Origin of the sequence: Bradyrhizobium liaoningense, from assembly GCF_018130825.1 — a bacterium.
In the GTDB taxonomy this organism is placed as follows: domain Bacteria; phylum Pseudomonadota; class Alphaproteobacteria; order Rhizobiales; family Xanthobacteraceae; genus Bradyrhizobium; species Bradyrhizobium liaoningense_B.
In genome coordinates this window covers 1-21996 of record NZ_JAFCJS010000009.1, presented here as the reverse complement: position 1 = coordinate 21996, position 21996 = coordinate 1, and the positions used below count along the sequence as shown (strand labels likewise).

The following is a 21996-nucleotide window of genomic DNA, read 5'->3' as shown; positions in this document are numbered from 1 at the left end:
AGGGTCCTCGCATCCTAGAACATGATCCGGAAAAGTGTGCAGCGGTTTTCCGGAAGGATCATGCTCAAACAATAATCCAAAGCGCGATACCGATCGCGCTCTGGAACGATCCCGGTCCTGATGAGACGAGAACCGGCGATGCCCTCAGTCTTCGTAAAGGCGCCCGCCGCCCTCAGGCTTCCTTGAAGCGGTAGCCGACCCCGTAAAGCGTCTCGATCATCTCGAACTCGTTGTCGACCACTTTGAACTTCTTGCGCAGCCGCTTGATGTGGCTGTCGATGGTGCGGTCGTCGACATAGACCTGATCGTCATAAGCGGCGTCCATCAGCGCGTTGCGGCTCTTCACCACGCCGGGCCGGGTCGCGAGCGCCTGCAGGATCAGGAATTCGGTGACGGTCAGCGTCACCGGCTCGTTCTTCCAGGTGCAGGTATGCCGCTCGGGGTCCATGCGCAGAAGGCCGCGATCGAGCGCCTTGGCATCGTTCTCTTTCGGCGCGACAGTCGGGTCCTTCGGCGCCGAGCGGCGCAGCACGGCCTTGACGCGTTCGACCAGCAGACGCTGCGAGAACGGTTTGCGGATGAAGTCGTCGGCGCCCATCTTGAGGCCGAACAGCTCGTCGATCTCCTCGTCCTTGGAGGTCAGGAAGATCACCGGCAGGTCGGATTTCTGCCGCAGGCGCCGCAGCGTCTCCATGCCGTCCATGCGCGGCATCTTGATGTCGAGGATGGCGAGATCGGGCTGGGTGGTGCGGAAACCGTCGAGCGCGGAAGCGCCGTCGGTGTAGGTCATGATGCGGTAGCCTTCGGCTTCCAGCGCGATCGAGACGGATGTGAGAATGTTGCGGTCGTCGTCGACCAAAGCGATTGTGGGCATGAGCCTCTGCTTTCTGCTTTCCGTTTGGGTCGTGGCTTGAAACGGCGAGCAATCCAGTGATGCGCCGCATACATGGGTGCCGAAGTTGGCGTTCGAAACCTTGTCACCGAGCAATGCAAGCTGGGCTGAAGTGTGACCAAGTTCCACGAAACACGGCAGATTCGCCGCATCTCGTCCCATAACCGGACCCCCGTTTAGCCGAAAAAAGACCCCCCTTGCAACCACCTGAGCCGAGAAAGCCCATGCAACCGACCCCCGATTTCGACCCCGCAAAGCTCGCCAAATCGCTGTTGAGGCGGTCGCGACAGGGTGCTCTCGCAACGTTGATGGTAGGCTCCGGCGATCCCTATTGTTCCCTGGTCAATCTGGCCAGCTACCCGGATGGCTCGCCCATCCTGCTGATTTCGGGGCTGGCCGTGCACACCAGGAACATCCTCGCCGACCCCAGGGTCTCCCTGATGCTGGACGAGCGCGCGTCCGGCGATCCCCTGGAAGGGGCCCGAATCATGCTGTCCGGGCGGGCGGAACAGGCCGGGGACGAGAAGGATCTGCTCCAGCGACGGTATTTAGGTGCCCATCCGTCGGCGGAAGCCTTTGTATCGTTTAAGGACTTCTCGTTCTTCCGGATCCGCCCCACGGGCACCCATCTGGTCGCCGGCTTCGGCCGGATCGTCGATCTCAAGCCCGAGCAATTCCTCACCGACCTCAGCGGCGCCGAGGACCTGCTGGCGGCCGAGGAGGGCGCCGTGGAGCACATGAATGCCGACCACCGCGACGCCATGAACCTCTATGCGACCAGGCTGCTCGGCGCGCCCGCCGGCGACTGGCGTTGCACCGGCTGCGATCCTGAAGGCCTCGACATGCAGGACGGCCAGACCGCGCTGCGGCTGGACTTCCCGGAGCGGGTGACGAACGGCACCGCGCTGCGCAAGATGCTGGTCCGCCTTGCTGGCGACGCGCGCAAGACGATGGACCAGAGCGCAAACCTTTGAACGCTGCCGCCCATCGCCGCGACCCAAGACCGTGATGGTTTTCGGGCTCGCAGCGAGAGGGATCATGGCGCGTCATCGTTTGGCATTGGCCGCGGGTCTTGGGCTCGCGCTCGCCGCGTTGCTTGTCACGCCCGCCCTGGCCCAGAAGGGTGATCTCGCCACACAGGGCGCGCGGATCAACGCGCTCATCAGTGCCGGCAAGTATCCGGAAGCTCTGCCGCTCGCGCAGGCAATGGTCGCGCGCCTGGAGAGTGACAACGGTCGTGAGCTCTCCGCCGCGCTCAACAATCTCGGACAGGTCTATGCCGGTCAGGGCCGCGACGATCTGGCCGAGCCGGTCTACAAGCGCGCCATCGCGCTGATGGAGAAGGCGCTCGGTCTCGACACCGTCTTGATCGCGCCCGAGCTCAGCAATCTCGCCGCCCTGTATCAGCGGCAGGGCCGCTTCACTGAAGCCGAGCCGCTGTTCAAGCGCGCGCTGGCCGTCAGCGAAAAGAACCTGTCGCGCGAGCATCCCGATGTCGGCCGGGCCCTCAACAATCTCGCCACGCTCTATGTGAAGCAGGAGCATTTTGCCGACGCCGAGCCGCTGTTCCAGCGTGCGCTCGCGATCTATCAGAAGGCCGCAGGTCCCGAGCATCCGGCCGTCGCCACCGTCCTGAACAACATCGGCCAGGTTGACCGCGACCTCAATCGCGATGCCGAGGCCGAGGCGCCGATCAAGCGCTCGCTCGCCATCCGCGAAAAAGCACTGGGGCCGGATCATCCCGATGTCGCACGTTCGCTGAACAATCTCGCCGGGCTCTACGAGCACCAGAAGCGTTATGCCGATGCCGAGCCGCTGTACCGCCGTGCGCTGGCGATCCGCGAGCGTGCGCTTGGGCCGAACCATCCGGACACTCTGACCTCGACCGGCAATCTCGCTTATTTCCTCTACGTCTCCGGGCGAACCGCCGACGCGCTGCCGCTGGCGGAAAGGACGCTTGCCAGCGGTCGCGCGCAGCTGCGTATCGTGCTGCCGATCCTGTTCTCTGCACGGCAGCAGCATCTCCTGCCCGACGACAAGGCGCTGGACGAGGCGCTCGCCGCGATCCAGCGCGGGACGCAATCCTCCGCGGCATCGGCCGTGAACAAGCTCGCGGTGCGGCTTGCCGCCGGCAGCGACCGGCTCGCCGAGCTCGTGCGCAAGGACCAGGACCTCGGCACTGAGGCCGAGGCGCTCGACAAGGCGATCATCACGGCGGTGTCCAAGCAAGCGGGACAACGCGACGTCGCGGCCGAGCAGCGCAGCCGCGCGCGGATCGCGGCGATCGCAAGCGAGCGTGCCGGCCTGCAGAAGACGCTCGCCGTCGAGTTTCCCGACTATGCCTCGCTCTCCAACCCGCTGCCGCTGGCGGTGAAGGACATCCAGCCGCTGCTGTCGGCCGATGAAGCGATGACGATCTATTCGGTCGTCGACAAGCAGAGCTACGTCATCGCGATCACGCGCGAGGGCGTCGACTGGAGAGAGGTTCCGCTCGGCGCGGACGCGCTGACGCAGAAGGTGTCCGCCTTCCGCAAGGGGCTCGACGTCGGCAAGGCGCGCGACGCCTCCGGCAAATCCGGCCTGTTCGATCTTGCGCTCGCCCATGAGCTCTATGCCGCGCTGCTCGGCCCGGTCGAGGTGCTGACGAAGCACAAGCGCAGCCTCCTGGTGGTGCCGTCGGCGGCGCTGACTGCATTGCCGTTTCATCTGCTCGTCACGGAGACGCCGCAAGCTGCGATCCCGGACAAGCTCGAAGGCTATCGCAATGCCGCCTGGCTGTTGCGGCGTCAGGCCGTCTCGGTGCTGCCGTCGGTGATCAGCCTGAAATCGCTGCGCGCCTTTGCGCGCCGGGATCAAGGCGTCAAGCCGATGACCGGCTTCGGCGATCCCGTGTTCAACCCTGCAGCCGAAGGGCCGGCCGATCGTCGCGCCGCGGGCGGCAAGGTCGCTGCACGCAGCATTGCGACGATGGCCTATACCGACTTCTGGCGCGGCGCCGGCGTCGATCGCGCGCAGCTCGCCAAAGCGCTGCCGCAATTGCCTGACACCGCCGACGAGCTGAACGCGGTGGCGAAGGATGTCGGCGCCGGCGAGGTCGACATCCATCTCGGCCGCGATGCCAGCGAAACGACGCTCAAGCGTGCAGCGCTTGCTCAATACAGCATCATCTACTTCGCCACCCACGGTCTCGTTGCAGGCGACGTCAAGGGATTGGGCGAGCCGTCGCTTGCGCTCTCCATTCCCGATCAGCCCACCGAGATTGACGACGGCCTGTTGACCGCGAGCGAAGTCGCCCAGCTCAAGCTCAATGCGGATTGGGTCGTGCTGTCGGCCTGCAACACCATCGCCGGCGACAAGCCGGGCGCGGAGGCGCTGTCCGGACTGGCACGCTCGTTCTTCTATGCCGGCGCGCGTGCGCTGCTGGTCTCGCATTGGGCAGTGGATTCGGAAGCTGCCACCCGCTTGACCACGTCGACTTTCGCCCTGCTCAAAAACGAACCAAAAATCGGTCGTGCCGAAGCTTTGCGCCGCGCCATGTTAGCGTACGTTGATGACGCTTCTTCACCGCGCAATGCCTATCCTGCGATGTGGGGACCTTTCGCTCTGATCGGCGAGGGTGAGGTAAGATAGAACGCCGCGATGGATTGTGCGTCGCAATAACCCCCGATAACGTCGAAACACGCATTTGGTTGCGCGATCATTCGTGATTTTTTGGTGCGCCTGCTCAGAGCAGACATGCGCGACGTTTGGCGCGGTCCTTGAATAAACCAAATCCTGCGGGATCAGCTTGGCAACGCCAGCGTTCATCAGTATTAGGTCGTCCAGCCGAGGCCGGATGGCCTACTATTCACGGTGACCGCGATGGTGCCAAAGTTTTGTCGCGCTAAGTGTCGCGGGTTCTAGGAGGATTTTTTCGTGCAAGAGACGGGCGTGCGCAACGGTGCCTTCGGCGCCGACAAATTCGGCTTAAAGAAGCTCAAGCAGGTTCACTGGAACCTGGGTGCGCCGCAACTCTATCAATACTCGCTCTCCGCGGGCGAGGCGGTGCTGTCCGCCGACGGCGCACTCTGCGCCGACACCGGCGAGTTCACCGGCCGCAGCCCCAAGGACAAGTTCACGGTGCGTGACGCCACCACCGACAAGAAGATGTGGTGGGCCGGCAACCAGTCGATCACCGCGGAGCAGTTCGAGGCGCTCTATCAGGACTTCCTCAAGCATGCCGAAGGCAAGACCCTGTTCGCGCAGGATCTCTATGGCGGCGCCGATCCGGCCTACCGGATCAAGACGCGCGTCTTCACCGAGCTCGCCTGGCATTCGCTGTTCATCCGCACGCTCCTGATCCGCCCCGAGGCGGTCGAGCTGTCGAGCTTCACGCCGGAGCTCACCATCATCGACATGCCGAGCTTCCGCGCCGATCCGAAGCGCCACGGCTGCAAGTCTGAGAACGTCGTCGCGATCGACTTCGCCCGCAAGATCGTGCTGATCGGCGGCTCCTACTATGCCGGCGAGATGAAGAAGTCGGTCTTCACCACGCTGAACTACTATCTGCCCGAGCGCGGCGTGATGCCGATGCACTGCTCGGCCAATGTCGGCGCAGGCGGCGACACCGCGATCTTCTTCGGGTTGTCAGGCACCGGCAAGACCACGCTCTCCGCCGATCCGAACCGCACGCTGATCGGCGACGACGAGCACGGCTGGGGCCCGAACGGCGTCTTCAATTTCGAAGGCGGCTGCTACGCCAAGTGCATCAAGCTGTCGAAGGAAGCCGAGCCCGAGATCTATGCGGCCTCGACCCGCTTCGGCGCGGTGCTCGAGAACTGCGTGCTCAACGAGGACACCCGTGTCGTCGATTTCGACGACGGCTCCAAGACCGAGAACACCCGCTCGGCCTATCCGCTCGACTTCATCCCGAACGCTTCGCGCACCGGCCGCGCGCCGCAGCCGAAGAACGTGGTGATGCTCGCCGCCGACGCCTTCGGCGTGCTGCCGCCGATCGCAAAGCTTTCGCCGGCGCAGGCGATGTACCACTTCCTGTCCGGCTACACCGCCAAGGTCGCCGGCACCGAGCGCGGCCTCGGCAACGAGCCGCAGCCGGAATTCTCGACCTGCTTCGGCTCGCCCTTCCTGCCGCTCGACCCCAGCGTCTACGGCAACATGCTGCGCGACCTCATCGCCCAGCACAATGTCGATTGCTGGCTGGTCAACACCGGCTGGACCGGCGGCAAGTACGGCGTCGGCTCGCGCATGCCGATCAAGGTGACCCGCGCGCTGCTCACCGCCGCGCTCGACGGCTCGCTTCGCAACGTCGAATTCCGCACCGACAAATATTTCGGCTTCGCGGTCCCGACCGCGCTGCCGGGCGTGCCGGCCGAGATCCTCAACCCGGTCAACACCTGGAAGGACAAGGACGAGTTCGACAAGACCGCCCGCGCTCTGGTCGGCATGTTCCAGAAGAACTTTGCCAAGTTCGAAGCCCAGGTCGACGCCGAAGTGCGCGCCGCCGCGCCCGACGTGAAGCTGGCGGCGGAGTAAGGTTGCAGCGTTTTGGAATACGAAAGGGCGGCCCTAGGGCCGCCCTTTTTGTTTTGTAGCACTAGCGCGAACCACACATCAGATGTCGTCCCGGCGAAGGTCGGGACCCATACCGCGTGATCTATCGATTGCGCGCGGTGTTAGTACCGACGAAGGATCAACTGCTGATCTTCGCCAAACTGCTCCCTGTGGTTATGGGTCCCGGCCTTCGCCGGGACGACGTCGGGGTAAGATCTGGGACGTCCGTCCATCACCGCGTTCGCAGAGGCCTTACGCCTTGAAATACGCGATCTGCGTCGTCGTCGCGAGCAGCCGGCCGTTCGGCGACCACAGCTCGGCGTTCTGGTCGGCGTAGCTCCTGTGCATGACCTTCGAATCCACGGTCGCGAGGACACGCGTGATGTCTTCGGCTGCGAGCTCTTCGCTGTCGGTGTGGAAATAGGTCGTCAGCGACACCGTGCCGAATGGCACCAGCTCGCGCCGCGCGTGGAAGATGCGGCCGAAGAAGGCGTCCGACATCGACATCAGCGACAGCATGTCGAGCTGGCGCGGCGTGCGATCGCTGATCCAGATCTTCGAGTAGGTGCTGGCGAGCTCGGCCTGCGGCGGCCCGATGCGCATCTCGCCCTCGACGAAACGGAATTCATACTGGTTGGCCCAGGACGCCGAAATCTTCGGGAATGGCAGCGTCTGTTCGAACGGCTTTGCGTCCGGGGCCTTCGCCACCCGATGCTCCCAGGACGGCCGGCGCTCGGCGAACACCGCGGTGGCGAGCGTTGCGACCTCGCCGCCGCCTTGCGACAGTTCGACGCTCCAGTGCTGGCTGGAGCGGTTGGCCTTCACGAGCCGCACGTCGAGATCGAACGGACCCTTCGCGATCGGTGCGCAGTAATTGACGGTGAGGGCGAGCGGATCGCCGGCGCGTTCGGGATGGTCGATCAGCGCGCGCAGGATGGTTGCGGCCGTGGCGCCGCCGAACGGGCCGACAAAGGCCCAGTAATCGTCGCTGGTGTGCCCCTGCCAGCTGCTGTCACCGGCGGTGATGCGGGTGGCGTCGTCGAACGGGTGTGGGAGCTTGGCGTGCATAGGATCAGACCTCTACTGAGCTTCCGTCCCAACGACGAAACTCGATCGTCTCATCACCAGGGCCATATTGCTGCGAACTCAAAACGTCGTCTGCCGGATCATCGGTGACCCAGACATCCGCAACCGAGCCTCCTATGCGCTTCAACGCAATGATGCTCTTGCCGCTGGTCAGGTCGGCGACGAAGTCGTCGATAGCAGTTTCCTCGTCCTTGCCTGAAAGACTGGCAAGGATGCTGCCGTGCGTGTGCCAGGGAAAACCGTCGAACCCAAGCGTCCAGTCCCCGTCGGGACGTATAACCAGCAATCGAAACTGCCCATCCGGGCTGACATGCTCGCCGACAGGCACGATCGACTCCGGCCAGAAAAATCCCTGGCCGTAATATGATGGTTATCCTGCCAAATCAATAACCTCGCAGGTAACGCCGATTTCACGGCGCGGAAAATCAGCCCGCGACGTCGCGCAAATCCGGCAGCAGCGGCGTGGTCGGGTTGACCGGCACGTTCCAGATCTCCTCGGCATACTCGCGGATGGTGCGGTCGGAGGAGAACCACGCCATGCGCGCGACGTTGAGGATGGAGGCGCGCGTCCAGGCCGGCGCCACCTGCCAGCGCGCGTCGACGGCGCGCTGTGCCTCGTAATAGGAATCGAAATCGGCGCTGACCATGTAATGGTCGAGATAGCGCAGCGCATGCGCGATGGATTCGAAGCGGCCGGGATCGCCGGGCGAGAACTCGCCGGCGCCGACCGCATTGATGGCACGCTGCAGCTTCGGCGACCTGCGGATCACGTCGGAAGCATCCAGCCCCTGCTTGCGGCGGATCATCACGTCGCCGGCTTCCATGCCGAAGATCGCGATGTTCTCGGCGCCGACATGGTCGCGGATCTCGATATTGGCGCCGTCGAGCGTGCCGATGGTGATGGCGCCGTTCAGCGCCAGCTTCATGTTGCCGGTGCCGGAGGCTTCCATGCCGGCGGTCGAGATCTGCTCGGAGAGATCCGCCGCGGGAATGATGACTTCGGCGAGGCTGACATTGTAGTCGGGCAGGAAGGCGACCTTCAGCTTGCCGCCGATCGCGGGATCGTTGTTGACGACTTCCGCAACGTCGTTGATCAGCTTGATGATCAATTTCGCATAGCGATAGCTCGCCGCCGCCTTGCCGGCGAAGATCTTCACCCGCGGCACCCAATTGCCGTTGGGATCGTCCTTGATCGCCTGGTACAGCGCGACCGTCTCGATGACGTTGAGCAGCTGGCGCTTGTATTCGTGGATGCGCTTGATCTGCACGTCGAACAGCGCGCTCGGGTCGACCTTGATGCCGAGCCGCTCGCCGATCAGGCGCGCCAGCGCCGCCTTGTTGGCGTGCTTGACGGCGCGGAATTTCTTCTGGAATTCGACGTCGCTGGCGCGCGCCTCGATCAGGCTGAGCTGGGTCGGATCGTCCAGCACAGCCTCGCCGCAGGTCTCGCGCAACAGGTCGGTCAGCTTCGGGTTCGCGAGCATCAGCCAGCGGCGGAAGGTGATGCCGTTGGTCTTGTTGGTGATGCGGCCGGGATAGAGATGGTTGAGATCGTGGAATACGGTCTCGCGCATCAGGTCCGAATGCATCGCCGAGACGCCGTTGATGCGGTGCGAGCCGACGAAGGCGAGCTGGCCCATGCGGACGCGGCGGCCGCTTTTCTCGTCGATCAGCGAGACCGAGGCGCGGAAGTCGATGTCGCCGGGGGCGCGCGCTTCGGCGAGCGCCAGATGCTGCACGTTGATGCGGTAGATGATCTCGAGATGCCGCGGCAACAGCCGCTCGAACAGCTCGACCGGCCAGGTCTCCAGCGCCTCGGGCAGCAGCGTGTGGTTGGTGTAGGAGAGGGTGGCGACCGTGATCTTCCAGGCTTCGTCCCAGCGGAAATTGTGCAGGTCGACGAGAATGCGCATCAGCTCGGTGACGGCAAGGCTCGGATGGGTGTCGTTGAGCTGCACAGCGACCTTCATCGCGAGGCTGCGGAGCTGGCCGTCGGAGGTGAGGTGGCGGTTGACGAGGTCCTGGAGCGAAGCCGAGACGAAGAAATATTCCTGGCGCAGCCGCAGCTCGCGGCCCGCAGGGCTTTCGTCGTTCGGATAGAGGAATTTGCAGATAGCCTCGGCGCGCGACTGCTCGGCGCTGGCGCTGACATAGTCGCCCTTGTTGAAGGCGTCGAGCTTCAACGGATCGGGCGAGCGCGCCGACCACAGCCGCAGCGCGTTGACGTGCTGGCCGCGCCAGCCCACGATCGGCGTGTCATAGGCGATCGCCTGCACGGTCTCGCCGGGATGCCAGATCGCGCGGTCGCGGCCCTTGTCGTCGACATGCTCGACGCCGCCGCCGAAATGAACGTGATAGATCACCTCGGGCCGCTGCAATTCCCAGGGGTTGCCGAAGCTCAGCCATTCGTCGGGATATTCCTGCTGCCAGCCCTGATTGATGATTTGGCGGAACAGGCCGTAATCGTAGCGGATGCCGTAGCCGATCGCGGGTATCGACAGCGTCGCCATGCTCTCCATGAAGCAGGCGGCGAGCCGTCCGAGACCGCCATTGCCGAGCGCGGCATCCGGCTCGCATTTGCGCAACTCGGGCAGCGAGACGCCGAGATCGCCGAGCGCGACCTCGAAGATCTTCAAGAGGCCCATGTTGTTCAGCGCATCGGTGAACAGGCGGCCGATCAGGAATTCGAGCGAGAGGTAATAGACGCGCTTGCGCCCGGCGTCGTAGCTGCGCTTCTCGGCGCTGAGCCAGCGATGCACGATGCGGTCGCGCAGCGCGAGCGCGGCGGCCTGGTACCAGTCGTGCTTGGTCGCCATGCCCGCGTCCTTGCCGATGGCAAGGCGCAGCTTCGCCAGGATCGCGCCCTTGATCTCAGCCAGCGCGAGCTCGTCGATGGGCTGCCCGGGAGCGGGAAAATTTGGCTGAAACGATTGATCTTGCAAGGCGGTCACTTCCTGGTCGAAACAACACCACTAAACCTACGCGTCCTGCCCCTGCACCGGAACCATCGCTGGCGCGGGCGTGCACTGCGCTGGCGTAAATTTATGCAAGGAACGGGCCGTTTGGGAACCCGGACGAGCACGGAAAGACGCGGATTTCCTGCTAGAATGCCGGCCAATTCAGCCAGCAGTGTGGAGGAGACGCCATGCGACTGTTGATCGAAATCGCCGCCGCCACCTTCCTCGTCGTCTGCATCACCGCCTCCAGCGCGGCCTTCGCCGCCGGCAAGATCGGCCGCAGCGCCGACGGCCTCAGCTGCGGCTTTGCTGTCCCGCAAGATGCCTCACCCGCCGCCCGCTGCGCCACCATCAAGCGCCAATGCGGCGGCAAGTTCTATGCGAACGCGTGCGGGGACAGGCTGGTGTCGGCGGCGAAGTGAGGGGGAGAGGTGGCGCAGCGGATGCAGCGTTGCTTCAGCAACAGCTCCCACCACATCGTCGTCCTGGCGAAAGCCAGGACCCATTACCCCGACCGCTAGATGAGTCCCGACCGGTCATTCCAGTCGGGATTTTCTTGCTCGATCAGCTTGATCTTCCAGTCGCGCTTCCAGAACTTCAGCTGCTTCTCGCGCGCGATCGCTTCCTGCGGCGTGGCGAAGGCTTCGACGTGCACGAGGCGGAAGATCTTGTACTTCTGTACGAACTTGGAGCCACGACCTGAGCGGTGCTGCTCGAGCCGCGTGCGAAGGTCATTCGTCACGCCGATATAGATCGTGCCGTGGTGACGACTCGCGAGAATGTAGACGTAGTAGCTGCCTGTGCTCATGTGTGCGGCTCAAGCTCGCAAAAGCAACGCTGACCGGGGTAATGGGTCCCGGCTTTCGCCAGGACGACGATTTTCAAACAGCGGCTTCAGTCACCAGAACAAATTAAGAACACTTTAGCAAGCCTTTGATATATCATTGTGATTCGGCGCGTTGCCGACACAATATCTAGCGTCCGCCAGACTTCGCGAGGACTACATGTCCACTATTGCCTTCGACCAGTTTGCCCTCACCCGGATCGCCGATTTCGCGCGTTCGCTGTCGCGGCTGCATCAGGCGGCGCGGCGGCAGCGGATCGATGACGACCAGTTCGACCGCGAGTTCAACGCGGTGTGCCAGTCGATCTGGGGCTACACCATCGACGACGTCAGCGACGATCTGTTCTCGACCGAGGATCACCTGTTTCTCGACACGCTGGACGAAGCGCATGCGCGCATCTTCGCTGCCGAGCAGGGCTATGACCTCATAGGCGAGGCGGGCATGCTCACCGACTGGTGGGGATTCTGCTGGATGATCCTGGCCGAGAAGCGCGGCCTGCTCACAGCCGAGAACCGCGCCGCCGCGCGTGCTGCGATCGAGGAGAAATATCTGGCGGCGCCGAACGTGATCGGGGTGATCATCGGGCGATAGTGCTCCATCCTCCGTCATTGCGAGCGCAGCGAAGCAATCCAGAATCTTTCCGCGGAGGGACTCTGGATTGCTTCGCTGCGCTCGCAATGACGACTTGGATGCAGTTCGGGCTTACTCCAGCCCCGCCCGCTTCGCCGGCTTCTGCGCCGTCGTCTTCGGCACGGCTACGTCAGGCAGCGCCTCACGCACGATCTCGGCCGGGGCTGGCGCATCCGCCGACACCGTATCCGCGCGCACCGGCGCGACCTTCATCTCGCCGAGACGGGCGCGGACCTGCGCGGTGAGGCCGGGATAGGAGGCGACCGGCGTGAAGTCGGCGGCCTGGTCGTTGCCGACGCGGATGCCGGTATAGGCGACGAGGCCGTCGCTGGTCGCAATCACGTCGCCGGCCTTCAGCGAGGAGTCGAGCGCGAGATCGACCGGGGCAAGGCCGACCGGCTCGCGGCCGTTGCAGGTGCAATCCGAACGCAGCGCCTTACGATAGGCGAACGCGTTCTCGCTGTCGGCATAGCGCTCGCCGGTCTGGGAATAGGCGCCGTCGATGGAGGAGCCGAAATAGACCTTGGTTGCGGTGGCGGGACAGAATGCCTGACACATCTGCGCGGGCGAGACGAGGCCGCGCATCAGCGGAAAATATTTGCCGTCACAGCTGCGCACGCAGAAGGCAGGTCCCGAGCCGCCGGCCGCGGCCGAACGTGTCGGCGGCACATATTGCGGAGTTGCGGCATTCTGCTGGCCGGTGAAGGGATCGGTATAGGAGCTCGACTGCTGCGGCACCTCGCGCTGCGGCCGTTGCTGCTGCATGCCGCCGAAGAGGAAGTCGAACAGGCCCTCGGCCGAAACCGGGGCAGGCGCTGCGAGCAGCGGAGCTGCAAGCATGGCGGCCACAAGCATCGCGCGACGCCGCCGGCGCGCATGGGACATGACTGTACGCAATGCCAACTCCACCCGACGCTACTGAACCGGCTGGGACCATCAGGTCTCAGCACATGATTCACCATAAGGCGCGATGGTAAATGAGCAGTTGCGCGGAGGCGGTTTCAAGACGAGGCGGTGGCCTCTTTAAGGCCGGGCGCAGCTTTGGACGGATGGTTGCTTTCGGGGCACACTGAGGCATGACGGCGAAGGATGTTTCGCCGCGTCAAGCCTTCAAGAATTCCGAAGCCTTGTACAGCGAGCGGAACGGCAGGCCGGCCGCACCGAACGTGTCGGTGGCGCCTTCCTCGCGGTCGACCATGGTCAGCACCAGCACTACTTCGGCGCCGGTCTCGCGCACGGATTCCACCGCCTTCATCGCCGAGCCGCCGGTGGTGGTGACGTCCTCGACGATCACGACGCGCTTGCCGGCCAGCGTCTCGCCCTTGGGCAGGCCCTCGATCGCGAGCTTGGCGCCGTGCTCCTTCGGCTTCTTGCGCACGAAGAAGGCGGCGATCGGATGGCCCTTGATCCAGGAGATCTGCGCCAGCGCGCCGGCGAGCGGCACCGCGCCCATCTCGAGCCCGCCGATGAAATCGAGCTGGTCGTCCTTCAGCGCCTCATAGGTCAGCTCGGCCAGCAGCGTCGCGCCCTCGGGGTCGAGCATGGTCGGCTTGAGGTTGAAGTAGAAATCGCTCTTGCGGCCCGACGCGAGCGTCACCTCGCCACGGCCGAATGAGCGCCGGCGGATGATCTCGAACAGGCGGGCGCGGGAAGCGGATTTCGACACGGCGGTCCCTCGAACAGCGTTTTTGGAGGAGGCGGAATTTATCCGCGACGGCCGCGACATTCCAGTGGGGGCAGGGCCCGCAAGACCACCGTCAACAGGGCATCGCCCGCGGCGATCGGACAGCCACCATGCCCGACCGCTGGTTGAAAGACCGCGATGTCCTGGGTTAGTGGGATGCCAGCAATGCGGGAAGGAACAGCCACATGACCATCGAGCTCCACACCTGGAATACGCCGAACGGCCGGAAAATCTCGGTCGCGCTGGAGGAGATGGGGCTGCCCTACAAGGTGATCCCGGTGAACATCGGCAAGGGCGAGCAGATGGCGCCGGAGTTCCTCAAGCTCTCGCCCAACAACAAGATTCCCGCCATCGTCGACCCCGAGGGTCCCGACGGCAAGCCCGTCAGCATCTTCGAGTCGGGCGCGATCCTGCTCTATCTCGGTGAAAAGACCGGCAAATTCCTGCCGAAATCGCTTTCCGCGCGCATCCCGGTCTATGAATGGCTGATGTGGCAGATGGGCGGCTTCGGCCCGATGCCCGGCCAGGTGCATCATTTCATCGCGCTCGAGAACGAGCAGGACCGCGCCTATGGCCTGAAGCGCTACATGGCCGAGACCCGCCGGCTCTACGGCGTGCTCGACCGCCGGCTGGACGGCCGCGACTTCGTCGCCGGCGACCTCTCGGTTGCCGATTTTGCCATTTTGGGCTGGGCCTGGCGCCACCCTCGCCACAAGGTTGAGCTGGCCGACTTCCCCAACGTCAAGCGCTGGTACGAGGCCCTGATGGCCCGGCCGGGCGTGAAGCGCGGGGTGGAGGCGAAGCTGGATTGATGCGCTGCTTACCCTCCCCTGGAGGGGGAGGGTCGTTCGCGCGTAGCGCGAGCGGGGTGGGGTGATCTCTCCGCACGAACACTGTTGGACGGGGAGGGACCTTCACCCCACCCCGTCACGCAATCTCGCTTTGCTCGATCGCGTGCCGACCCACGAGCGAGCTGCGCTCGTCTCGGACCCCTCCAGGGGAGGGTGAAGATGGCCTCACACCTTCTTCGCTTCCACCGCCATCCGCACCGCGAGCCCGGCCAGCACCGTGCCCATCAGCCAGCGCTGCACCAGCATCCAGCTCGGCCGGCTCGCCAGGAACAGCGCGATCGATCCCGCCGCGAGCGCGATCATCGCATTGACGCTGACGCTGATCGCGATCTGGATCGCGCCCAGCACCACCGACTGCGTCAGCACGCTGCCGGCTGTGGGATCGATGAACTGCGGCAGCAGCGCCAGATACAGCATCGCGATCTTCGGATTGAGCAGATTGGTGACGAAGCCCATCGCGAACAATTTGCGCGGGCTGTCGATGGCGAGCTTCTTCACCTGGAACGGCGAGCGCCCGCCCGGCTTCACCGCCTGCCAAGCGAGCCAGAGCAGGTAGCCGGCGCCGGCAAAGCGCAGCGCGTCATAGGCAAAGGGAATGGCGAGCAGCAGCGCCGTGATGCCGAACGCCGCGCACAGCATGTAGAACACGAAGCCCAGCGCCACGCCGCCGAGCGAGACGATGCCGGCCACTGGGCCCTGCGTGATCGAGCGCGAGATCAGGTAGATCATGTTCGGCCCCGGCGTGAGCACGAGACCGAGGCAGACGAGGGCGAAGCCGAGCAGGGCGGGGGTGTGGGGCATGGGCGAACCGGTGCGGGCAAGTTGGGGACACGCCCCTTTTTAGTAGGCATCGTATGACGATGCATTTTGTTAATTGTACTGAGAGCAATTCACTCGCCCCTGAACAGGGCCGTTCATGGTCATGATAATTGCTCTGTCCTTGACCATAGAAGAACCGGGGGCGACGGCCCCCGGTTCAATCTCAAAGTTCACGCAGCTTCGGCCTCTTCGAGCGAGTATGGTTTGAGGCGGTCTGCGATACTGGCCTTTTCTCTCATGTAGTCGAGAAGCTTCTGCGTGTTTGTGCGTCCGGCCCCAGTCAGGGCGACCTTCTGACGGCCACTGCTATCGACAATCGGCGAACCTGTTTTTTTATCAATCTCGGGGTGACCAATACCGAAGCTTAGCCAATCCGGATTAAACCGACTCCAGTCAATCGCGGCGATCCGATCAATGACTTTGGACTGCTCAACGGCGTCAAGTTTTAGCTTGAACACGATATCATGATGGAGAACGCCGAGCGCCTGCCATCCAGGAGATGTCAGGTGCAAACTCTGACGATCGGTAAATCGATCAACTCCCATCTTATTGGCGAGGCGACTGAAGAACGTATCGACCGACGAAAGCAAGCCGTTAAAAGTATCCTTTGTAAGATTGGGCTCGTCAACAGAAGCCATGTCTGACTCCTGAAACTTCCGTCCCTCGCAGGCACCACGAACCGTACGCACAAGCAAGGTTTGAACAACCAAGTTGGTACTCTTGCTTCCCAAGCTAGCCGAACGCTCCGCAACGCCACCGTTGTTTGCAATGACTGGGCACTCAGCAAGTTTTCCAGCGAGGGCGATGTAGATATCGCTAGTATCAAGCGCGATGGCCAACTGTTTCGAGACCGGCTGCACGCGGAAATTAAAGTCGTGAAAGAGTTGACCCATCTCCTTCCACGAAAGTGCCTTGGTGCCAGGGCTAGGCGCGTAGATTGTGATAGGAAACTGAAAACGATCCAATAGCGACTCATTCCCTTCCTCGGCGACATCCAAGGCGCCCGTCACGCGCCCTAAGCCATCAATTAGAACGCGGATCGCGGACGGAGAGATATCGACCATCAAGTCGCCTACCGCTGACTGAATGGGCTGTCCATACGGCTTGAATTCGATTGGTTGCTGAAACGCGATCGAAATCGCAGGGAACGCACCAACAGCAATGCTGTCAGGTCCGAGGCGCTCTTCGATATAAGCAGCGACACTTTCTCGACGATTCTTGTCAGTTTTTCGCTGCAGATATTCGTAGATTTGCCGAAGATCGTCGGGGAGACGCTTCCAATTCTTGCTCCTCGGATCATGGCCAAGAAGGTTCATGATCTGCTTCGGCGAGGCCTGTGTCGTGTACGTGACGAGCCGGCTGCCGAAGGTGCCTTGAATGCACGGAACAGGGGTCTTAAGGTTTAGGATGTCGATAACCATGGGATTTAGCCTTCCGGGTTGTTGACAGAGCGACCCCGGGGTCTGGTTAGCGCCGATTCCGGGGTCGACCTATATCTACCCGGTTCCCCGCATTCGTCAAAAATTTCCCCTCAATAAAATGAAAATTCCCCGCATTATTTCTTGCGGGGAAGTCAAAAAAGAGGGGAGGAAAAAATTCTGCCAACAAAATCAATGCGCCTCGTCCCAATTGTTCGCCGCGCGGGCGTCGACATGCAGTGGCACTGACAGCAACACGGCCGGGAACGGCGCGTCCTGCATGACCTTCTGCACGACGGGGAGCGTCGCCTCGACCTCGGCGTCCGGCACCTCGAAGATCAGTTCGTCATGCACCTGGAGCAGCATCTGCGCCGAGAGTTTCTTCTCGGCCAGTGCGTCCTCCACCCGCGTCATCGCGCGGCGGATGATGTCGGCGGCGGTGCCCTGGAGGCGGGCGTTGATCGCGGCCCGCTCGTTGAAGGCGCGCACCGAGGCATTCGAGGCCTTGATATCAGGATAGTGGCACTTGCGGCCGAACAGCGTGGTGACATAGCCGTGGCTCCGGCAGAAATCGCGCGTCTCGTCCATGTAGGCGCGGATGCCGGGGAAGCGTTCGAAATATTTCTTGATGTAGGCGGACGCCTCTTCGCGCGCGATGCCGAGCTGGTTGGCGAGGCCGAACGCCGAGATGCCGTAGATGATGCCGAAATTGATCGCCTTCGCCCGGCGGCGGATCTCGCTCGGCATGCCCTTGATCGGCACGCCGAACATTTCCGAGGCGGTCATCGCGTGAATGTCGAGCCCGTCGCGAAACGCCTGCTTCAGCACCGGAATGTCGGCGATCTCGGCGAGCAGGCGCAGCTCGATCTGCGAATAGTCGGCGGAGACCAGCTTGTGTCCTGATGTCGCGATGAAGGCGCGGCGGATCTTGCGGCCGTCCTCGGTGCGCACCGGAATGTTCTGCAGGTTAGGCTCGTTCGACGACAGCCGGCCCGTCGTGGTCGCGGCCAGCGCGTAGGTCGTGTGCACGCGATGCGTCTGCGGGTTGACATAGGTCGGCAGCGCGTCGGTGTAGGTTGATTTCAGCTTGGAGACCTGGCGCCATTCCAAAATCTTCTTCGGGAAGTCGTGGCCTTGCTCGGCGAGATCATCCAGCACCTGTGCGGTGGTGGACCACGCACCGGTCTTGGTCTTGGTGCCGCCTGATAGTCCCATCTTGCCGAACAGGATGTCGCCGATCTGTTTGGGGCTGCCGACATTGACGGGCTCGCCCGCGATCTCCTGGATCTCGGCTTCGACCCGCGCGGCGGTCTGGGCGAAGTCGCCGGAAAGACGTGACAGCACCTGGCGGTCGATCGAGATGCCGCGCCGTTCCATCCGTGCGAGCACCGACACCAGCGGCCGCTCCAGCGTCTCGTAGACCGTCGCCATGTGCTCGGCGACGAGGCGCGGCTTCAGCACGCGCCAGACCCGGAGGGCGATGTCGGCGCCTTCCGCCGACAGCGGCGCGGCCTTGTCGATGGGCACCTGGTCGAAGGTGATCTTGCCCTTGCCGCTGCCGAGCAGCTCGCTTTCCTTGAGCATGGCGTGGCCGAACCAGCGCTCGGACAGCGATTCCAGCGCGTGCGAGCCGCGTCCGGCGTCGAGCACGTAGGAGATCAGGAGCGCATCGTCGATGTTGCGCAGGGTGATGCCATGCTGCGCCAGCATCACGGCGGTGAATTTGACGTCAAAGCCGATCTTGAGAATGCCTGCCGATTCCAGCACCGGCCGCAGCGCCTCTATGGCGTCGGTATGCTTGACCTGGTCGGGCGCAAGACCGGCGTCGAACAGGCCGCCACCGCCGCCGGACTGCTTGTGCGCGAGCGGCACATAGCAGGCCTCGTTCGGCGCCAGCGCCAGCGCGATGCCGCAGAGATCGGCCTGCATCGGATCGATCGAGTTTCCTCGAAGTTCGATCGCGACATGGCCGGTGTCATGGATGCGCGCAATGAAGGCGTTGAGCTCCTTCAGCGACTTGATCGCCTGGTACTTGGCTCGCTCGACCGGCAGCTTGCGCAGCGCCTCCTCGCGCGCAGCAGCGAGCGAGATCGGTGCGCCCTTGGGGCTCGCGGCCTTGTCCTCCTTGCCCGCTGATTTGTTGGCCTCGTTCGGCCGGGCCTGCGGTGCCGCGCCAGCGCCTGGCGCCGGCACGACGTCCGAGGGCGGCAGCGGCGAGAAGACACTGGCGCCGCTCGCGTAGCCGGGATCTGCGTCGACATTGGAAGGATCGATCTGCGAATACTCGGCAACGCGCCGCGTCAGCGTGGTGAATTCCATCGCCTTCAGGAACGCGATCAGCTTGCGTGCATCCGGCTCGTGGACCGCGAGGTCGTCCAGCGGCACCTCCAGCTCGACCTTGTCGTCGAGCAGCACGAGCTGCCGCGAGATGCGCGCCTTCTCGGCGTTCTCGAGCAATGCCTCGCGCCGCTTCGGCTGCTTGATCTCGGTGGCGCGGAACAGAAGCTGTTCGAGGTCGCCATATTCGGTGATCAGCTGCGCCGCGGTCTTGATGCCGATGCCGGGCACGCCGGGAACGTTATCGGTGGAGTCGCCGGCGAGCGCCTGCACTTCCACCACCTTCTCCGGCGGTACGCCGAATTTCTCGATCACCTCGGGAATGCCGATGCGGCGATCCTTCATGGTGTCGTACATCATGATCTTGTCGTTCACGAGCTGCATCAGATCCTTGTCGGAGGACACGATGGTCGTGGTGGCGCCGCGCGCGGACGCCTGCCGCGCGTAGGTCGCAATGAGATCGTCGGCTTCGAAGCCCACCTGTTCCAGGCAGGGCAGGTCGAAGGCCCGCACAGCTTCGCGGATCAAAGCGAATTGCGGGATCAGGTCATCCGGCGCCGGCGGACGGTGCGCCTTGTACTCGGGATAGATCTTGTTGCGGAAGGTGATTTCCGACTTGTCGAAGATGATCGCCAGATGCGTCGGCCGGTCGGCCTCCGGCATGTCGCGCAGCAGCTTCCACAGCATGTTGCAGAAGCCGAGCACGGCATTGACCTGAAGTCCGTCGGACTTGCGGTTCAGCGGCGGCAGCGCGTGGTAGGCGCGGAAGATGTAGCCGGAACCATCGACCAGGAAGATATGGTCGCCCTTGCCCGCTGCCTTCGCCGCGACCGGTTTGGCAGCAGCTGTCGCAGCGGCGGCCTTGGTGTCGGCGGCAGCCTTTGGCGCGGCCTTGGTGTCAGCTTTGGCGGAGGTCTTCGGGGATGTTTTTGGCATGGCCGCAATGTATGAATTTTTGCGGCGTTTGACAGCCTTGGGAGGGGGATTTTTGGCCCACGGGCGCCGCTATCCCCACAGTCGTTTCCCGCATCCCCCGCTGTCATTCCCCCGAAAGCGGGGAATCCAGTACGTCGCGGCTTCTCGGCTCAATCACTGACGTCTCGGCGTACTGGGTCGCCCGGTCAAGCGGGGCGACGACACCGAGAGTGCAGCTACTCGGCCGCCTGCAACCGCGCGCCAGCCTTCTTCGGCGCGATCCAGAACGCATCGGGCCGCTCGAATAGGAAATTGCCGCCAAGCCGCAAGGCAACCTGCCAGATCGCGAGCGCGCCGATCACGCCGGCGACGGTGACGATCAGCGACACCGTACCGATATCGGGGATGATGCCGGTGCGGAGTAGCAGGGTTCGTGTCGCCGCCATCGGCAGGAAGAAGGCGAGATAGATCACGATCGAATGCTCGCCGCAGAAGCGGAAGAAGTTCAGCCAATGTGCGCGCGCGAGCAGCGTGCCGGTCGTGATGATGGCGCAGGCGCCGGCGAAGCCGAGCACGAGCGACACGATCTTCCATTCGCTGGCGCCAATCGCGACGAGGCCGGCATTGACCAGCGCCCAGACCGCAAGCGCCGCGAGTGCCAGCGCGGGATGACTGCGTGCACGATCCGACAGCGCGAACACGTAAGGTGCGAACAGGTAGCCCGAATAGAAATAGACGAAGCGCGCGCAGAACTCGTCGATCGCGGTCCAGCCGGTCGAGATGCGCGCCGTCTCCAGCGCTGCCGCGACGAGCCAGATCGCGAGCGAGGGAATCTTGCGTGTCAGTTTTGTGACGACGAAGAAGACCGGCAGCAGATAGATGAACCACAGCGTGCCGAACGGTTCGATGAAGGATTCGAGATACAGGAGGCCCACGTCGCGCCAGCTCGTCTCCGCGGCAAACGCAGGCGCCTTGAAGCCGAACTGGATTGTCACCCAGACGACATAGAAATAGGCGAAATGCATCACCTTGCGGTCGAGATAGGTACGCCAGTCGCGGTCGATCACGAGCGGCAGGAACAGGCCCGAAATCAGGAAGAAATCCGGCATCCGGAACGGCTTTGCGAAGGCCACGGCGACATGCATGAAACCGGTCTCGCCGGCGGCGAGCTCGACCCCCAGCACCGAATGCATCATCACGACCATGACGATGCAGATGCCCTTGGCATAGTCGACCCAGTCGACACGCGCGGCAGCCGGGGCCTGGGAAAGCCCGTGTGCTGCGATGGTGCCTGATGAAGCCATGGTGTCCCTTTTCGGGGCGTGTTCCGCCCGGCCTTGTGCGGCCGCGGGGCAGTTTGGGGCCTTGCGGTTTCCGACTTCTTTACCGGTTCAATTCGCGTGCCGGTTTTTGCGCGCGGACTGTTCCCTCACTGCCGGAAAATGCTAAACCGCTCCGCATTGGGGTTTCGTTAACCAAGCCAAAACAGGGTTTTTCATGCGAATCGCGATGATCGGAACGGGCTATGTGGGACTGGTGTCCGGAGCCTGCTTTGCGGATTTCGGTCACGACGTCACCTGCGTCGACAAGGACGAGAAGAAGATCGCGGCCCTGCACCGCGGCGAGATCCCGATCTACGAGCCCGGCCTCGACGAGCTGGTCGCAACCAACGTCAAGGCCAAGCGGCTCGACTTCACCACTGATCTGTCCAAGCCGGTCGCCGATGCCGACGCCGTGTTCATCGCGGTCGGCACGCCCTCGCGCCGCGGCGACGGTCACGCCGATCTGTCCTACGTCTACGCCGCCGCGAAAGAGATCGCGCAGTCGCTTCAAGGCTTCACCGTCGTGGTGACGAAGTCGACCGTGCCCGTGGGCACCGGCGACGAGGTCGAGCGCATCATCCGCGAGACCAATCCAAAGGCCGACGTCGTGGTCGCCTCCAACCCCGAATTCCTGCGCGAGGGCGCGGCGATCCGCGACTTCAAGTTTCCCGATCGCGTCGTCGTCGGCAC

General features: G+C 63.5%; 18 protein-coding genes. 7 read left to right on the top strand and 11 right to left on the bottom strand.

All coding sequences use genetic code 11. From position 1 onward, the window contains the following. Window positions 1-172: 172 nt before the first annotated feature. Complete coding sequence (locus tag JQ603_RS31115) at window positions 173-874, bottom strand: response regulator transcription factor (protein ID WP_008542552.1); 702 nt, start codon at window positions 872-874, stop codon at window positions 173-175. A gap of 242 nt (window positions 875-1116) precedes the next feature. Here JQ603_RS31115 and JQ603_RS31110 point away from each other — a divergent pair, with 242 nt between their 5' ends. From JQ603_RS31110 to JQ603_RS31100, 3 genes are all read left to right on the top strand, one after another. Then, window positions 1117-1866 (top strand): HugZ family protein, encoded by a 750-nt coding sequence (locus JQ603_RS31110; protein ID WP_212345506.1) that lies wholly within the window; start codon window positions 1117-1119, stop codon window positions 1864-1866. A gap of 64 nt (window positions 1867-1930) precedes the next feature. Continuing rightward, window positions 1931-4522 carry a CHAT domain-containing tetratricopeptide repeat protein gene (locus JQ603_RS31105; RefSeq protein WP_212345503.1) on the top strand — a complete coding sequence of 864 codons (2592 nt, stop codon included), beginning with the start codon at window positions 1931-1933 and terminating at the stop codon, window positions 4520-4522. A gap of 285 nt (window positions 4523-4807) precedes the next feature. After that, the gene (locus tag JQ603_RS31100; protein WP_212345500.1) at window positions 4808-6424 is read left to right on the top strand and encodes a phosphoenolpyruvate carboxykinase; all 1617 of its coding nucleotides are present in this window, start codon (window positions 4808-4810) and stop codon (window positions 6422-6424) included. A 270-nt stretch (window positions 6425-6694) separates the two neighbouring features. On the opposite strand, the gene JQ603_RS31095 is transcribed toward JQ603_RS31100, so the two are convergent. The 3 genes from JQ603_RS31095 to JQ603_RS31085 form a co-directional block, all read right to left on the bottom strand. After that, the gene (locus JQ603_RS31095; protein ID WP_212345497.1) at window positions 6695-7510 is read right to left on the bottom strand and encodes an acyl-CoA thioesterase; all 816 of its coding nucleotides are present in this window, start codon (window positions 7508-7510) and stop codon (window positions 6695-6697) included. Between the two features lie 4 nt (window positions 7511-7514). Further along, entirely contained in the window at window positions 7515-7856 is a 342-nt protein-coding gene (locus JQ603_RS31090) for a hypothetical protein (protein ID WP_212345494.1), read from the bottom strand. A 97-nt stretch (window positions 7857-7953) separates the two neighbouring features. Then, window positions 7954-10470, bottom strand: coding sequence for a glycogen/starch/alpha-glucan phosphorylase (locus JQ603_RS31085; protein ID WP_212345491.1), 2517 nt, complete (start codon window positions 10468-10470; stop codon window positions 7954-7956). Window positions 10471-10673: 203 nt separating this feature from the next. Here JQ603_RS31085 and JQ603_RS31080 point away from each other — a divergent pair, with 203 nt between their 5' ends. Then, a complete protein-coding gene (locus JQ603_RS31080) occupies window positions 10674-10907 on the top strand; it encodes a hypothetical protein (RefSeq protein ID WP_212345488.1) in 234 nt (77 codons plus the stop codon). A 95-nt stretch (window positions 10908-11002) separates the two neighbouring features. Here JQ603_RS31080 and JQ603_RS31075 read toward each other — a convergent pair whose 3' ends face one another. Continuing rightward, window positions 11003-11293, bottom strand: coding sequence for a GIY-YIG nuclease family protein (locus tag JQ603_RS31075; RefSeq protein ID WP_212345485.1), 291 nt, complete (start codon window positions 11291-11293; stop codon window positions 11003-11005). Window positions 11294-11489: 196 nt separating this feature from the next. Here JQ603_RS31075 and JQ603_RS31070 point away from each other — a divergent pair, with 196 nt between their 5' ends. Next, window positions 11490-11921, top strand: coding sequence for a hypothetical protein (locus JQ603_RS31070; protein ID WP_212345482.1), 432 nt, complete (start codon window positions 11490-11492; stop codon window positions 11919-11921). A 111-nt stretch (window positions 11922-12032) separates the two neighbouring features. Here the strand turns inward: JQ603_RS31070 and JQ603_RS31065 are convergent, their stop codons facing one another. Both JQ603_RS31065 and pyrE read right to left on the bottom strand, forming a co-directional pair. Further along, window positions 12033-12815 carry a DUF2865 domain-containing protein gene (locus tag JQ603_RS31065; RefSeq protein ID WP_212345479.1) on the bottom strand — a complete coding sequence of 261 codons (783 nt, stop codon included), beginning with the start codon at window positions 12813-12815 and terminating at the stop codon, window positions 12033-12035. A 247-nt stretch (window positions 12816-13062) separates the two neighbouring features. Next, window positions 13063-13626, bottom strand: coding sequence for an orotate phosphoribosyltransferase (pyrE, locus tag JQ603_RS31060; RefSeq protein WP_018647906.1), 564 nt, complete (start codon window positions 13624-13626; stop codon window positions 13063-13065). A gap of 203 nt (window positions 13627-13829) precedes the next feature. Between pyrE and JQ603_RS31055 the strand changes: the two genes are divergently transcribed. Beyond that, window positions 13830-14456, top strand: a complete 627-nt coding sequence (locus tag JQ603_RS31055; RefSeq protein ID WP_212345477.1) for a glutathione S-transferase family protein — start codon at window positions 13830-13832, stop codon at window positions 14454-14456. Between the two features lie 204 nt (window positions 14457-14660). Here the strand turns inward: JQ603_RS31055 and JQ603_RS31050 are convergent, their stop codons facing one another. The 4 genes from JQ603_RS31050 to JQ603_RS31035 form a co-directional block, all read right to left on the bottom strand. Continuing rightward, window positions 14661-15296 (bottom strand): LysE family translocator, encoded by a 636-nt coding sequence (locus JQ603_RS31050; RefSeq protein WP_212345475.1) that lies wholly within the window; start codon window positions 15294-15296, stop codon window positions 14661-14663. Between the two features lie 188 nt (window positions 15297-15484). After that, window positions 15485-16735 (bottom strand): DNA sulfur modification protein DndB, encoded by a 1251-nt coding sequence (locus tag JQ603_RS31045; protein WP_212345473.1) that lies wholly within the window; start codon window positions 16733-16735, stop codon window positions 15485-15487. A 189-nt stretch (window positions 16736-16924) separates the two neighbouring features. Further along, entirely contained in the window at window positions 16925-20005 is a 3081-nt protein-coding gene (gene polA, locus JQ603_RS31040; RefSeq protein WP_212345471.1) for a DNA polymerase I, read from the bottom strand. Window positions 20006-20220: 215 nt separating this feature from the next. Beyond that, complete coding sequence (locus JQ603_RS31035) at window positions 20221-21288, bottom strand: acyltransferase family protein (RefSeq protein WP_212345469.1); 1068 nt, start codon at window positions 21286-21288, stop codon at window positions 20221-20223. Window positions 21289-21481: 193 nt separating this feature from the next. On the opposite strand from JQ603_RS31035, the gene JQ603_RS31030 reads away from it, so the two are divergent. After that, on the top strand, window positions 21482-21996 hold a 515-nt coding region (locus tag JQ603_RS31030), incomplete at its 3' end, for a nucleotide sugar dehydrogenase (RefSeq protein ID WP_212345467.1).